At 56.4% G+C, this 13643-nt stretch carries 15 protein-coding genes; 7 read left to right on the plus strand and 8 right to left on the minus strand.

The features are described 5' to 3' along the window. Positions 1-5: 5 nt before the first annotated feature. From mnmE to AC2TDA_RS06920, 3 genes are all read right to left on the minus strand, one after another. Entirely contained in the window at positions 6-1292 is a 1287-nt protein-coding gene (mnmE, locus tag AC2TDA_RS06910) for a tRNA uridine-5-carboxymethylaminomethyl(34) synthesis GTPase MnmE (protein WP_480877723.1), read from the minus strand. Between the two features lie 30 nt (positions 1293-1322). Beyond that, on the minus strand, positions 1323-2594 hold the full coding sequence (gene rho, locus AC2TDA_RS06915; protein ID WP_480845013.1) for a transcription termination factor Rho: 1272 nt from the start codon (positions 2592-2594) through the stop codon (positions 1323-1325). Between the two features lie 125 nt (positions 2595-2719). After that, entirely contained in the window at positions 2720-3169 is a 450-nt protein-coding gene (locus AC2TDA_RS06920; protein WP_480877721.1) for a CopD family protein, read from the minus strand. A 404-nt stretch (positions 3170-3573) separates the two neighbouring features. Between AC2TDA_RS06920 and AC2TDA_RS06925 the strand changes: the two genes are divergently transcribed. Genes AC2TDA_RS06925 through dnaQ form a run of 4 tightly spaced genes read left to right on the plus strand, consistent with a single transcriptional unit; the run spans position 3574 to position 6308 of the window. Beyond that, positions 3574-4173, plus strand: a complete 600-nt coding sequence (locus tag AC2TDA_RS06925) for a Maf family protein (protein WP_480877719.1) — start codon at positions 3574-3576, stop codon at positions 4171-4173. Beyond that, positions 4170-5003, plus strand: a complete 834-nt coding sequence (locus tag AC2TDA_RS06930) for a shikimate dehydrogenase (protein WP_480877718.1) — start codon at positions 4170-4172, stop codon at positions 5001-5003. The genes AC2TDA_RS06925 and AC2TDA_RS06930 overlap by 4 nt, the downstream gene beginning before the upstream one ends. After that, a complete protein-coding gene (coaE, locus tag AC2TDA_RS06935; protein WP_480877716.1) occupies positions 5000-5593 on the plus strand; it encodes a dephospho-CoA kinase in 594 nt (197 codons plus the stop codon). The genes AC2TDA_RS06930 and coaE overlap by 4 nt, the downstream gene beginning before the upstream one ends. Further along, a complete protein-coding gene (gene dnaQ / locus AC2TDA_RS06940) occupies positions 5586-6308 on the plus strand; it encodes a DNA polymerase III subunit epsilon (RefSeq protein ID WP_480877714.1) in 723 nt (240 codons plus the stop codon). Before coaE ends, dnaQ begins: the two co-directional genes overlap by 8 nt. Positions 6309-6333: 25 nt before the next feature. Here the strand turns inward: dnaQ and secB are convergent, their stop codons facing one another. Continuing rightward, on the minus strand, positions 6334-6834 hold the full coding sequence (gene secB / locus AC2TDA_RS06945; RefSeq protein ID WP_480845019.1) for a protein-export chaperone SecB: 501 nt from the start codon (positions 6832-6834) through the stop codon (positions 6334-6336). Positions 6835-6888: 54 nt separating this feature from the next. Beyond that, a complete protein-coding gene (locus AC2TDA_RS06950; protein WP_480877712.1) occupies positions 6889-7389 on the minus strand; it encodes an FxsA family protein in 501 nt (166 codons plus the stop codon). 108 nt (positions 7390-7497) lie between these two features. Here AC2TDA_RS06950 and AC2TDA_RS06955 point away from each other — a divergent pair, with 108 nt between their 5' ends. The 3 genes from AC2TDA_RS06955 to AC2TDA_RS06965 are packed head-to-tail and all read left to right on the plus strand — an operon-like array spanning position 7498 to position 9778. Next, positions 7498-8154: a Tim44/TimA family putative adaptor protein gene (locus AC2TDA_RS06955; RefSeq protein WP_480845022.1), complete on the plus strand. Its 657-nt coding sequence runs from the start codon at positions 7498-7500 to the stop codon at positions 8152-8154. Next, positions 8151-9191 (plus strand): murein transglycosylase A, encoded by a 1041-nt coding sequence (gene mltA, locus AC2TDA_RS06960; protein WP_480877710.1) that lies wholly within the window; start codon positions 8151-8153, stop codon positions 9189-9191. Before AC2TDA_RS06955 ends, mltA begins: the two co-directional genes overlap by 4 nt. Further along, positions 9191-9778, plus strand: coding sequence for a Smr/MutS family protein (locus AC2TDA_RS06965; RefSeq protein ID WP_480877709.1), 588 nt, complete (start codon positions 9191-9193; stop codon positions 9776-9778). The genes mltA and AC2TDA_RS06965 overlap by 1 nt, the downstream gene beginning before the upstream one ends. Here AC2TDA_RS06965 and AC2TDA_RS06970 read toward each other — a convergent pair. The 3 genes from AC2TDA_RS06970 to hslU all read right to left on the minus strand — a co-directional run bounded on the left by AC2TDA_RS06970 (position 9775) and on the right by hslU (position 13493). Continuing rightward, positions 9775-10995 (minus strand): MFS transporter, encoded by a 1221-nt coding sequence (locus AC2TDA_RS06970; RefSeq protein WP_480877707.1) that lies wholly within the window; start codon positions 10993-10995, stop codon positions 9775-9777. The two genes, AC2TDA_RS06965 and AC2TDA_RS06970, sit on opposite strands and share 4 nt — an antisense overlap. Next, positions 10992-12089, minus strand: coding sequence for an alpha/beta hydrolase (locus AC2TDA_RS06975; protein ID WP_480845027.1), 1098 nt, complete (start codon positions 12087-12089; stop codon positions 10992-10994). The genes AC2TDA_RS06970 and AC2TDA_RS06975 overlap by 4 nt, the downstream gene beginning before the upstream one ends. A 96-nt stretch (positions 12090-12185) precedes the next feature. Beyond that, the gene (gene hslU, locus AC2TDA_RS06980) at positions 12186-13493 is read right to left on the minus strand and encodes an ATP-dependent protease ATPase subunit HslU (protein ID WP_480877705.1); all 1308 of its coding nucleotides are present in this window, start codon (positions 13491-13493) and stop codon (positions 12186-12188) included. Positions 13494-13643: the final 150 nt, after the last annotated feature.

Genomic DNA, 13643 nt, shown 5'->3' on the forward strand with positions numbered 1-13643 from the left:
ACTCCTTACTTACCAAGGCAGAAACTGGCGAAAATTTCGTCCAGAAGCGTTTCTACATCTATTCTGCCCACCAGAGATTCAAGCGCTCGAATTGCTGTTCTCAGCTCTTCCGCCGCGATATCATACATGTCCGGACCCGATTCCAGAACAGTTTGCGCCGCACCAAGTGCCTGCATCGCCTTGTGCATTGCCACTCTGTGGCGTTCCCGCGTCGCAATACCAGATTTAGTGGTCTTAACACTAAGCTTCCGCGAAATATCGGATATCAACTGGTCAATACCCTGCCCTGTTTTACCAGATATCCCGCCAACCGAGCTGTCCCTCAGGTCAGATTTAGGGAAGACCTGAATATCGCCCTCCTGAATATCAATACCCAGCTCTTGCAGCGAATCCGTCAGAAAAACGCGCAAATCGGCAGACATCGCGCGCTTACGAGCCAGCTCGATACCCAAGTTTTCGACATGATCATCTGTTTGACGCAGCCCTGCCGTATCCAGCAATGTCACTGGCAGCCCCGCTAGATCCATCCGAACTTCAATGACATCGCGGGTTGTTCCTGCATATTCCGACGTAATAGCAGCCTCACGCCCAGCCAGTGCATTCAGAAGTGTGGATTTTCCCGCATTTGGCAGTCCAACAATAGCGACCTCGAACCCGGTTCGAATTCGCTCAGCAATCTTCACTCCCTGGGATTCACGCTCGAGATCAGCCATGACACCAGCGATCAGCTCACGAACTTCGGGGCTGACGTCTGTCGGAACCTCTTCATCCGCAAAGTCGATCACTGCTTCCAACAATGATGCCGCCCGGATCAAATCTCGGCGCCAGCGTTCGGCCAACGCGCCCAACGCGCCTGCAAGAATCGTTTGGGCCTGAGTTCTCTGGGCTTCAGTCTCCGCATCGATCAGATCAGCCAACCCTTCGACCTGGGCCAAATCCATCTTGCCGTTCTCAAGTGCGCGGCGGGTGAATTCGCCCGGTTCAGCCAGACGAAGATCTTCAAACTCGGACAAGCAACGCAGCACCGCATTAACCGAGGCGGTGCTGCCATGGATTTGCAACTCGACCACGTCCTCGCCAGTGAAGCTGGCCGGAGCCTCAAAGGTTAGGACCAGACCATCATCCAAGGGTGACCCATCTTGGGCCCGTAAACTACGCATTCGCATACCGCGCGATGGCAGATCACCACCAGAAATTTCGTTTGCGGCCGTATGCGCCTGTGGGCCCGACAAGCGGATGACCGCAACGCCGGCTTTGCCTTGCGCGCTGGCCAAGGCGAATATCGTATCCATTCGAAGGCCTCGCGTGGGTTAAGACCTATGTCAGGTGTTCATCGAGTCGAAGAATTCACCGTTTGTCTTGGTCTGTTTCAACTTGGACAACAGGAACTCAATCGCGTCGGTTGTACCCATCGGGTTGAGGATCCGGCGCAGAACAAAGGTCTTGGCCAGGTCGCCCTTGTCGACCAGAAGGTCCTCTTTCCGGGTGCCGGACTTGAGGATGTCGATCGCCGGGAACACGCGCTTGTCTGCGATTTTGCGATCCAGAACGATTTCCGAGTTACCGGTGCCTTTGAATTCTTCAAAGATCACTTCGTCCATCCGGCTGCCGGTATCAATCAAGGCCGTTGCGATGATCGTCAGCGAGCCACCCTCTTCGATGTTCCGCGCCGCACCAAAGAACCGCTTGGGCCGTTGCAGGGCGTTTGCGTCAACACCACCGGTCAAAACTTTACCCGAGGACGGTACGACCGTGTTAAAGGCCCTACCAAGTCTTGTGATCGAATCGAGAAGAATAACAACATCTCGTTTATGTTCGACCAAACGCTTGGCTTTCTCGATCACCATTTCGGACACGGCTACGTGGCGCGTCGCAGGTTCGTCGAAGGTCGAGGACACAACCTCACCCTTCACCGAGCGCTGCATATCGGTCACCTCTTCCGGGCGTTCGTCGATCAGCAAGACGATCAGGTAGCACTCGGGGTGGTTCTGTTCAATCGAATGCGCGATGTTCTGCAAGATCACCGTCTTACCGGTCCGCGGCGGCGCCACGATCAGCGAACGCTGACCTTTACCAATAGGCGACACCAAGTCGATTACACGGGCCGACTTGTCCTTGATGGTGGGATCTTCGATCTCCATCTTCAGGCGCTCATCCGGGTACAACGGCGTCAGGTTGTCGAACAGGATTTTGTGTTTGGCTTTTTCGGGCTCTTCAAAGTTGATCTTCGTGACCTTGATCAGCGCAAAATAGCGTTCGTTCTCATCCGGGGCTTTGATATCCCCTTCGACCGTATCGCCGGTCCGCAGCGAATGCAGGCGGATCATGTCAGGTGAGACATAGATGTCATCCGGACCGGGCAGATAGTTCGCCTCGGGCGAACGCAGGAAACCAAACCCGTCCTGCAGTACCTCAAGCACGCCATCGCCGCCGACGGTCCAGCCCTCATCCGCGCGTTCACGCAGAATCTGGAACATCATCTCGCCTTTCCGCATGGTCGAGGCGTTTTCGATCTCAAGCTCTTCGGCCATTGCCAGAAGGTCTTTGGGGCTTTTGGCCTTTAGCTCGGCCAGATGCAGGGATTCAGTTGTCATGATGATACGAACCTTGGCCGCATGGATCGCGGCACTTCAGTGAAATTTCAGAACGGAAGATACGCCGCCCGGACGGGCGTGTTATGCGTTACATACGCATCAACAGGTCTGGAGTCAAATAGCCCTCAGAACTTCAGAACGACCGCTAGGACGATGGCAATCATCAAAACGGTCGGGACCTCGTTCATCATGCGATACTGGCGTCCTGTGAGCTTATTCCGGCCCTCCAGGAAATCCTTGCGCCGTGCCATCAGCCAGTGATGGAACCAGGTCATCCCGATCACAGCTGCCCCTTTGACCCAAGGCCAGGTCCAGTCCCATCCGACGATACCTGGCGTAAAGACCATGATCAGCCCGCACACCCACGCCACGATCATCGCAGGGCCCATGATCACGCGCAGCAGTTTGTCTTCCATTTCAAAGAAGATTTCCTGCGCCCCATTGACGGCTTGTGCCTTCTCAACGTGGTAGACGAACAGTCTGGGCAGATAGAACAGGCCTGCCATCCACGAAATCACCGCCATGATGTGCAGGGACTTCACCCATGGATACAGCGTGAAAAGTAAATCCGTCATTCTGACTCTCGGCTTGGATCTGATCTTCCCTAATAAAAAAATATGAAAAGAAAAAGGATGATGGTTTTGTAGAGAGGCGAAAATCCGTGGATTACTTTTTTACTCAGGACTTTTCCCCAGGGCGAATAAGTACCTTCACCCGTCTTCCGATTCTGTTGATATTAAAATTACCTATTTAAAAACAATATGTTGTGCTGATATTTATCGTAGAACCATGGGGATAAATCCAAGAGTATTTCCGGATAATCAGGTTATCCTGATTTTCAGACTTATCCTTGCCCAGATTGGATAGTATCCGGGCGACTCGGCGAAGATTTTCCCGAAATTCCCCGGGTTGCGTGTCAACCAGAAAACCATACAAACCACTCCAGAACGTTCATCGAATTGCACACGGGGTTTTCCACATGTCTGTCCCCATTATCCTGGCTTCAGGGTCTGAGATCCGCGCGCAGCTATTGCGAAATGCAGGCGTACCATTTTCGGTCCAGACTGCCCGAGTGGACGAGGACACAGCCAAGCGGGCCCTGCTGGCCGAGGGTGCGTCACCTCGCGATGTGGCCGATACACTGGCTGAAATGAAAGCGCACAAAGTCAGCGACAAATCTCCTGGTGCCATGGTTTTGGGCTGCGATCAGGTTCTGGATTTCGACGGGCAGCTATTGTCCAAACCTGAGACACCCGAAGAAGCGGTAGCACAACTAAAGGCCATGCGGGGCAAGCGGCACATGCTGTTTTCAGCCGCGGTCATCTTTCAAAATGGCGAGCCCCTCTGGCGACATGTTGGACAGGTAAGGTTGCGGATGCGTATGAGTTCGGATGCTTACCTGCGGGACTATGTTACACGAAATTGGGACAGCATTCGTCATGCGGTCGGCGCCTACAAGCTCGAGGAGGAAGGCGTCCGGTTGTTTGCCACCATTGACGGCGACTATTTTAACGTCTTGGGTATGCCCCTGTTGGAGCTTCTCAATTTTCTGGCTGTTAACGGAGTGATTGATCAATGACGGACCACCGCATCCCACTGGCCGGAGTGATCGGGCATCCTGTTGCGCATTCCAGGTCGCCTAAACTGCATGGGCATTGGCTAAAAAAGTACGATTTGGCGGGTCATTATATTCCGATGGATGTGGCCTCTGCTGATCTTGAGCTGGTTCTGCGCACTTTGCCCAAGGCGGGTTTCGTCGGCGCCAACGTGACCGTGCCGCATAAAGTGGCGGCGTTGCGGCTGGCAGATCACGTTTCGGACAGGGCTTCGGTGATCGGTGCCGCCAACACTTTGGTGTTTCGCGAAGATGGGTCGATCCATGCTGACAACACCGACGGCTATGGATTCATGGAGAATCTGCGCAGTGGAGCACCTGATTGGAACCCAAAGGACGGCCCGGCGGTGGTCTTCGGCGCCGGCGGCGCGGCGCGGGCTGTTCTGCATGCGCTTGCGCTGGCAGGGGTGCCCGAAATTTTGCTGACCAACCGCACCCGCACCCGCGCCGATCACCTGAATGAGGAATTTGGTCAGCGCATTTCGGTCGTTGATTGGGTTCAGGCCGGGAATGTCATTGAAGATGCCGAGCTTGTGGTCAACACCACGTCCCTTGGAATGCAGGGCCAGCCGGAACTGCGCGTACCACTGGATGGTTTGCAACCCGGTGCCGTTGTGACCGATCTGGTCTATGCGCCGCTGAAAACCCATCTGCTGTCTCAAGCCGAAGAGGCAGGATGCACGGCAGTGGACGGTCTGGGTATGTTGTTACACCAAGCTGTTCCCGGGTTCGAACGCTGGTTTGGTCTGCGTCCCGAGGTGGATGCGGAAACCCGCGCGGCGGCGTTGGCATGAGTTTTGCGCTTGGTCTGACGGGTTCGATCGGGATGGGCAAAAGCACCACTTCACAAATGTTCGTGGATGAAGGCTGTGCGCTTTGGGATGCGGATGCCGCTGTACATAGGCTGTATTCCAAGGGGGGCGCGGCAGTTGAACCAATGTTGGCGGCCTTTCCGTCAGCCATCGTCGATGGTGCCGTCAACCGGGATGCGCTGAAGCAAATCATCGCGGCGGACGCGGCAGCCCTCAAATCGATCGAGGCGCTTGTGCATCCGCTGGTGGCGGCAGATCGCGCTTCGTTTCGTGAAACTGCAACGGCCGATATTCTGGTGTTCGACATTCCGCTGCTGTTTGAAACCGGTGGTGAAGCGGCGATGGATGCAGTTGCCTGCGTATCAATACCGGCAGAAATACAAAAACAACGGGTTATGGAACGTGGAACCATGACCGAAGCCCAGTTCGAACAGATCCGGGCCAAGCAAATGCCGAATGACGAAAAATGCGCTCGATCGGATTTTGTAATTGTTACGGACACGCTGGACCACGCGCGCGCGCAAGTGCAGAATGTGGTCAGGCAGATCAGGGCGGGGATGGCAGATGCGTGAGATTGTGCTCGATACCGAGACCACAGGATTTGACCCTGAAAGTGGTGACCGGATCGTTGAAATCGGTGCAGTCGAATTGTGGAATCATGTCGCCACCGGCGAGACCTATCACGTCTACATCAATCCCGAACGTTCGATGCCGGAAGAAGCATTCGGTGTGCATGGCATTGGCCCGGACCTGCTGGAACCCCCGCGCCCACCTGAAAAAGGACAGGTCACGCTGAAGGACAAGCCGGTCTTTGCAAAGGTTGGTCAAGGTTTCCGCGACTTTGTCGGCGACGCGAAACTGGTGATTCACAACGCCTCGTTCGACATGAAATTTCTGAATGCGGAATTGGGCTGGATGGGTGTCCCGTTAATCCCGATGGAACAAGCGTTGGACACGTTGGCCATTGCGCGCAAGCGGTTCCCCGGCTCACCTGCCTCGTTGGATGCCTTGTGCCGCCGGTTTGGTATCGACAACTCGAACCGGGTTCTGCACGGAGCACTGCTCGACTCGGAGATTCTGGCCGAGGTCTATCTGGAGCTGATCGGTGGCAGGCAGCCGGACTTCGGCCTGTCTTCTGTGGCGACAGGCATGTCAGGCGGGGGTGACGACTGGCGACCGACACCACGGCCAACGCCATTGCCGTCTCGGGTCACCGAAACAGAACGGGCCGCACATCAGGAGTTTGTGGAAAAACTAGGCGAGAACGCCCTGTGGACCCGCGCCTGAGGCCTGCCCGGCGCGGGTCAAAAGATCAGGCTTCGGTCTTTTGCGCCTGTTCGGCCTGACGGCGCATCAGCTCGTTACGATACAGTGCGACGAAGTCGATGTTGTCCAGGTTGACCGGCGGATAGCCACCATCGCGGGTCACGTCGCTGACGATGCGACGCAGGAACGGGAACAGCATCCGCGGGCATTCGATCATCAGGAAGGGGTGCAGCTGATCTTCGGGCACACCTTCGATGTGGAACAGACCACAATAATCGATTTCGAACAGGAACAGAACGTCTTCCAGGCCTTTTGCCTTGGATTTCAGGTTCAGCTTGATCGCGACCTCGAACTGGTGATCCGGTGTACGCTTTTTCGCGTCCAGATTTACCTGAACAGCGATCTCTGGCTGTACCTCGCCTGACACACCTTTTTGGGCCATGACGTTTTCAAAAGACATGTCGCGAACGAACTGAGACAGAACGCGCATCTGAACTTGCGGTGCGGCTTGGGCCGCGGTGTTTTCTGTGGCGCCTTCTTCGGCCATGGAACTACTCCAAAAATGAAATTCGCCACTGCTTAGCAAGTTGGGCGGGACACCTCAATGCTGGTGCGGCCCTTCGACCCATTTCGAGGGCTTTGCCGGGTCGCTACGCGGGTGAACTTCCGAGAAATCACCGTCGATGATGTCACCCTGATCGAACGGATCGCTGCCTGATCGGAATTGCGCCCCTGTGCCCATCTGGAAATGGGTGATCGTCGCCTTTGATTTGAGGTAGCGGAAAACCGCAACGCGAATGCCGGGGATTAACAAGGCAAATCCAATAGCATCAGTGAAAAAGCCCGGTGTCAAAAGCAACACACCCGACAAAAGGATCATGGCACCATGGGCCAGCGGTTCGGTCGGATCATCCAGTTCGGCAAAGGATCGCTGAAGGTTTGCCAGGGCCATGCGACCTTGTGTCCGCACTAAAACAGTGCCCAGAACGGCCGTCAGAACCACAATTGCAAGCGTTGGCCACAGGCCGATCAATCCACCGACCTGAATGAACAGGGCAATTTCGATGATCGGGACCAATAAAAATGCCAAGAACAGATACATTTGCGTTATCCTTTACCATAGGCCGGGATGTGGACTTGCCACCAACTGTCACCTACATAGTGGCATGAGGCCGCGTGTACAAAGTCTCGGTTCTGAAAAGAGGACGAAATGAACTCACCCCTGATCCAGCTATTGGTGTTAGCCGGAATTGCCATTTTCCTGATCCTGCGCCTGAAAAGCGTTCTCGGCACACGGGAAGGCTTTGAAAAGCCGCCCTTGCAGCAGTCTGACACAAGCAAGTCGCGCCGCGATTTCGAAGTGATCGAAGGCGGTCCGGATCATGACATCACCGACCACGTTCCTGAAGACAGCGAACAGGCACAGACACTCGCTGCGATGAAGCGCGTTGAACCCGGATTCTCGGTTGGCGAATTCGTGCAGGGCGCGCGCGGGGCGTATGAGATGATCGTGATGGGATTCGAAAAAGGCAATCTTAACGAAATTCAGCCCTTCCTGTCCGAAGAGGTGTTTGATTCTTTTGTTTCTGTCGTCGCGTCCCGTGAAGATCAGGGCCTGACGATCGAAGCCGAGTTTGTTGGAGTGCGCGAAACCACTCTGGCTGATGTGAGTTTCGACAAGGATACCAATCAGGCCGAGATCACCATGAAGTTTGTCGGTGAGCTGACCTCGGTCGTGCGGGATCGCGGTGGAGACATCATCGAAGGCAGCCCCAACACCGTCAAACGCCAAAAGGACAGCTGGACCTTTGCCCGCGTCATGGGCAAGGACGATCCAAACTGGCTGCTTGTCGCCACGGACGCATGATTGCAGCACTCCGGTCGCTACTTTTGGTGGGTGTCATGACCGCCACCAGCGCCGCCGGAGCCGAGGCGACGCGGTCCATCCTGTCATTTGACGATCTAGACGGCTGGGCCGATGATGATCATGGCGCGGCGCTTTCGGTATTTCTGAACACTTGTGCTGATCTGGATGATCCGGATTGGCAGGCGCTGTGCGCCGTTGCCCGGTCTTATGACAGCGACGCTGCGCGGCCGTTCTTTGAACTGTTCTTCCGACCGGTTTTGATCGAAGACGGCAAAGACGCGCTATTTACCGGGTATTTCGAACCGGAACTGGATGGATCGAGAGCCCGGTCTGAAAAGTACCGCTATCCGCTTTACAAGAAACCACCTGAAGCGCGCGATGCCGATCGGTGGCTCAGTCGGCGCGAGTTGCTGACGGGCGATGTGATGCAAGGGCGCGGGCTGGAAATCGCCTGGGTGGACGATCCGGTCGAGCTGTTCTTTCTGCAGATTCAGGGCTCGGGCCGAATTCGCCTGCCCGATGGCGGTGCATTGCGGGTCGGCTACGGTGGGGCAAATGGGCACCCCTATCGTTCCATCGGGGCCGAGCTGGTGCGACGCGGTACATTGGGTGCGCATGAGGTTAGCGCTCAGATGATCCGTGCCTGGGTGCGGAAAAATCCCGAGGCCGGGGCCGAGTTGTTGTTCCATAACCCTTCGTATGTCTTTTTCCGTGAGGTTACCCGTGTTGCGCCCGAATTCGGGCCTCTGGGGGCGATGAACCGGTCTGTGACGACGATGCGCAGCATCGCGGCGGATCCGACCTTTACTCCACTGGGTGCGCCAGTCTGGGTTGAAAAAGACGGCAAAGTGCCAATGCGCCGCTTGATGATCGCACAGGATACAGGGTCGGCCATCAAGGGTGCGCAACGGGCCGATATCTTTTTCGGAACCGGGGATGATGCCGGTCAGGCTGCCGGCCGTCTGAAGGATCCCGGTCGGATGGTCGTTTTGCTGCCGATCCAACGCGCCTATGCCCTGTTGCCGGATGAGTTCTGATGTCGCGACGCAAACTAACCGCGGATGAGATCGAGTTGTGGCGTAAGGTTGCCAAGCAGGCTGAGCGCCTGCATCCAGAACTGCCTCAGACCGTTCATCCGTCTACTTTGCCAAGACCCAAGCCGTCCAAAGTGCCTAAACCCCGGATCGACACGTTTGAGCTTGGGCAGAAAGCGCAGGCGAAACCGACCCGGAATGCTCTGAAGCTATCGGTCACTGAAAGCCTGCGGTCCAGCCCTGTGCAGATGGACACCAAAGCTTTCGGCCGTATGAAGCGCGGCAAGCTGAAGCCAGAGGGCAAGATCGACCTGCATGGAATGCGCGTGGACACGGCACATCCGGCATTGGTTCGCTTTGTCCTGACGGCTCAGGCATCAGGCAAACGCCTGATCTTGGTGGTGACAGGAAAAGGCAAAGATCGGGATGAGCCCGGTCCGATTCCCACGCCTCGCGGAGTTTTGCGCAATCAGGTGCCGCAATGGTTATCCCTTCCGCCGCTGGCCCAGGCAGTTTTGCAGGTGACCCCAGCGCATATCAGCCATGGTGGCGACGGGGCTTACTATGTTTATCTGCGCCGCAACCGCTAAAGACTGCGCACGGCTCGGCTGACGCCGATCCAGACCGACAGGCAGGACAATGCAAAGAACCCCCCGATCCAGAGGAACTGAGTTTCCAGGGGGACGCCCGCGTCAATCAGAACCCCGGTTAAGCCCGGCCCGATTGCAGAGCCCAGAACCATCAGAGCTGTGGCCATGGCTTTGATCGCACCGATATGGCGGGTGCCGTAGAACTCGGCCCAAAAGGCGCTGGGCAAGGTGCTATTGGCCCCGACGGTCAGAGCAAGTACGGCCAGACCCAACAACGCGCCGCCAACGGATGTGGCAAGCGACAGGATGACAAATCCTGCCGCCATTGGCAGCTGAAACGTGGGCATCATGCGCGCCGTGCCCCATTTATCCAAAGCCAAGCCAGAGGCAAACATCGCCAACATCGAAACCCCGGTATAGGCGGGAAACAGGGCCACCAGCTGAATATGTGCCCAACCTTTGATTTCAGCCAGATGGACCTGGTGAAAGAAAAACGCGGTTACAAATGCAGACGGACCCAAAAGAGCTGGTGCCATGAACCAGAACAACGGGTTGAACAGGGCCTCTTTCCGCGTCCAGTGGCGCCCTTCCATTCCCACCGCAGAGTAGGACTCTGCAAGGCTTTGCGGCGTGCGCTCCTGGCGCAGCAAACGCAATAGAACCGGAACACCCAGTGCGGTTACACATGCTGCGACCACCCAAAGCCACCGCCAGTCCACCAGTGCCATCGCAGCGACAAAGCTGATAGGCAGCACAACCTCTCCAGCGGCAAAACCCAGCGTGGCGATCGACAGCGCCCGTCCTCGCGTTGCGGTAAACCAACGGGCCATGGCAACCATCGCAATATGAGTGCTCATCCCCTGCCCGAACAGCCGCAGCAAGAAGATCACAACTGGCAGCAGGATAACCCAAACGTTCAGCGCCATCGCCAGTGCGGCTAACGCCAGACCAGCCAGAACCCATGGCCCCAGAACACGAACGCGGAAGATATCCGTCAATCCGCCCGCCCAGATCATCACCACGGCTGAGACCGTCGTGCCGAGCGAGTAGATCCCACCCCAAGCGCCATGGCTCAATCCGAATTCGGCACGGATCTCGCCCGCAAAGATCGAAATGAAAAAGGTCTGACCAAAACTGGACAGGAAGGTCAACAGCACGCCCGCGCTCAACCAGGTGGTGTTCTGAATCAGATACCGACGCAGGTTGAACTGCGTCACGGAGCGCTGACCTTAGCCTGCCCGGATTCCGTCAGAACAATCTCGGTTGCGCCGTCCGGATTGCGTGTGCTTGGTGGTGCAATGACATCAATTCCAGGTCGATCCGGTCCAAAGGTGGAGCTGACGCGGCGAACCGAACTCAATATGGCAAGCAACGCCGGAGAGGTCGCAGCCACGAAATGCGACGATCCTGCGTCACTGTTGAACGCTGTGGTGTCAATGACGCTGATCGGATACTCGGCCAGTTCCTCGACCGAACTGATATTGCCCAGTCGCTGGCTGTCCGCAGTTCCACGCAATCGCGCTGATAGGTTTAGAATCTTGTCTTTCTTCGACACCATCACGATGAACGGATCCGGAGCAGACTTTATGCTGTCCATTTGCGACCGGAACAGATCCACATCCAGATCCGGTGAAATCAGGATCACCCCTTCCAGGTTTCGTTTGGACCAGCCGGGCTCGCGCAACTCGGCTTGGCGCATCATCTCCATCGACAGGGCACCGCCCATGGAATGCGCCATCAGGATCACTCGACTTACACCCATTGCCTTGATGTTTCGGATTGTGGATTCAAGCCCGTCTCGAGCGAACAGCATACTGTCCAGGTCATAGGCGTATCCGGTGCCACTGCCCTTACTGGGCCAGGAATAAATGAAAGTTGTTCCGGGAATACCGATGTCGTGGCTCAACTGCGCCGCCCGAAAAGCGGTTTCGGTCTGCGTGGCGTTGTAGCCGTGGACAAAGATGATGACGTCGTCAACACCACGCAGGCGCGATTTTAAATCTTGCGGCCCGGAATACTCGGTGACGTCTGCCAGAACAAATTGCTTGTTCGGGTTGGGGTTCGCGTACGAGAAGTTCAGGCTTCCCGGCGTATGCGAAGGCGGGATGGAAACGGTAAGCTCGAGGTACCGTAATGCCTCGGCTCGTTGGGACCCATAGGATCCATCAGCCTCGCGAGCGCGGGTTGTCGTCGCAAAGACAGTCACAGGCGTGCCGACCCTCAGGGCGTCGGGCGCAATTTCGGTTACAGACCGATCCACGCAGGCGGACAGCGAAAACAGGGTCACACAGATGATCAGATAGCGTAGCACAGTCGCCCCAATGAGGTTTTGCGCCCACGCTACCTAATTCAAGCCCGGCGTCCAGTCATACCTTTATGGCGGCCGGCAAGTTCCGGCCGGGTTATGTTACAGAACGTAACGGCTGAGATCCGCAGATTTGGTCAACTCACCCAGATTGTCGTCCACAAACTGCGCGTTCACGATGATCTCTGCCCCGGCCTGATCGGGGGCGGTAAAGGACAGTTCTTCGAACACCCGCTCCATCACCGTATACAAACGCCGAGCGCCGATGTTTTCTACGCTTTGGTTCACGTCTGCCGCGATACGAGCCAGCGCGGCAATGCCGTCTTCCGTAAACCCTACCGTGACTTCCTCGGTACCCATCAACGCGGTGTATTGGAGGGTCAGCGCGTTGTCGGTTTCGGTCAGGATGCGTACAAAGTCTTCTTCGGTCAGTGCCCGCAATTCCACCCGGATCGGTAAGCGACCCTGTAGCTCGGGAAGCAAATCCGAAGGTTTGGCAATATGGAATGCGCCTGATGCGATAAACAGAATATGGTCTGTTTTGACGGGGCCGTGCTTTGTCGACACGGTCGTCCCTTCGATCAGAGGCAGCAGATCGCGCTGTACGCCTTCGCGGCTGACATCGCCGCCGCGTGCGTCTGTTCGGGCACAAACCTTGTCGATCTCGTCAAGGAACACGATGCCGTTCTGCTCCACCGACTCCAACGCGATACGGTTGACAGTCTCGTCATCCAGCAGCTTGTCCGCCTCTTCTCCGATCAGGGCTTCATAGCTATCGGCGACGGTCATCCGCTTTTTAACGGTACGTCCCCCGAAAGCCTTACCGAAAATGTCACCCAGATTCATCATCCCCATCTGGCTGCCCGGCTGACCCGGGATGTCGAACATTGGCATCGGGCTCGAGGAATCGGACAGCTCCAACTCGATCACTGTGTCGTCCAGCTCACCAGCCTTGAGTTTCTTGCGGAACATTTCACGCGTGGCGTCACGGGCATCTTCGCCGGCAATGGCTTCGATCACACGATCCTCAGCGGCTTGATGGGCGCGGGCCTTGACGTCTTCGCGCATGTATTCACGGGTCTGGATAATTGCCGCATCTGCCAGATCGCGCACGATCTGTTCCACATCGCGACCGACATAGCCCACTTCGGTGAACTTGGTTGCCTCGACCTTGATGAACGGCGCGCGTGCCAGTTTGGCCAAGCGGCGGCTGATCTCGGTTTTACCAACACCGGTGGGGCCGATCATCAGGATGTTCTTTGGGTAGACCTCATCCCGGATTTCATCCGACAACTGCTTGCGCCGCCAGCGATTTCGCAGAGCAACGGCCACGGCGCGTTTGGCGTCCTTTTGCCCGATGATGAAGCGGTCCAGTTCCGAGACAATCTCGCGCGGGGTCAGGTCGGTCATGTGTGTTCTATCCGGTTGTTTCGAACCGGAACCTAATCATAAGGCGCGAAAACACAAGCTGATCACGCAGATCTCACGCCAACACACGAAAAGCACACGGAAATTCGTGATGATGTGAATCGCCATGTGATCCGGGTATGCGCCATAAAC

This window comes from Ruegeria sp. HKCCD6426 (genome assembly GCF_057221115.1).

Excerpts from the sequence above, each read along its gene's own strand:
- dnaQ (WP_480877714.1), top strand. The coding sequence starts at position 5,586 with ATGCGTGAGATTGTGCTCGATACCGAGACCACAGGATTTGACCCTGAA.
- mnmE (WP_480877723.1), bottom strand. The coding sequence starts at position 1,292 with ATGGATACGATATTCGCCTTGGCCAGCGCGCAAGGCAAAGCCGGCGTT.
- secB (WP_480845019.1), bottom strand. The coding sequence starts at position 6,834 with ATGGCCGAAGAAGGCGCCACAGAAAACACCGCGGCCCAAGCCGCACCG.
- AC2TDA_RS06965 (WP_480877709.1), top strand. The coding sequence starts at position 9,191 with ATGTCGCGACGCAAACTAACCGCGGATGAGATCGAGTTGTGGCGTAAG.
- AC2TDA_RS06930 (WP_480877718.1), top strand. The coding sequence starts at position 4,170 with ATGACGGACCACCGCATCCCACTGGCCGGAGTGATCGGGCATCCTGTT.
- AC2TDA_RS06925 (WP_480877719.1), top strand. The coding sequence starts at position 3,574 with ATGTCTGTCCCCATTATCCTGGCTTCAGGGTCTGAGATCCGCGCGCAG.
- rho (WP_480845013.1), bottom strand. The coding sequence starts at position 2,594 with ATGACAACTGAATCCCTGCATCTGGCCGAGCTAAAGGCCAAAAGCCCC.
- AC2TDA_RS06955 (WP_480845022.1), top strand. The coding sequence starts at position 7,498 with ATGAACTCACCCCTGATCCAGCTATTGGTGTTAGCCGGAATTGCCATT.
- AC2TDA_RS06920 (WP_480877721.1), bottom strand. The coding sequence starts at position 3,169 with ATGACGGATTTACTTTTCACGCTGTATCCATGGGTGAAGTCCCTGCAC.
- AC2TDA_RS06950 (WP_480877712.1), bottom strand. The coding sequence starts at position 7,389 with ATGTATCTGTTCTTGGCATTTTTATTGGTCCCGATCATCGAAATTGCC.
- coaE (WP_480877716.1), top strand. The coding sequence starts at position 5,000 with ATGAGTTTTGCGCTTGGTCTGACGGGTTCGATCGGGATGGGCAAAAGC.
- mltA (WP_480877710.1), top strand. The coding sequence starts at position 8,151 with ATGATTGCAGCACTCCGGTCGCTACTTTTGGTGGGTGTCATGACCGCC.
- hslU (WP_480877705.1), bottom strand. The coding sequence starts at position 13,493 with ATGACCGACCTGACCCCGCGCGAGATTGTCTCGGAACTGGACCGCTTC.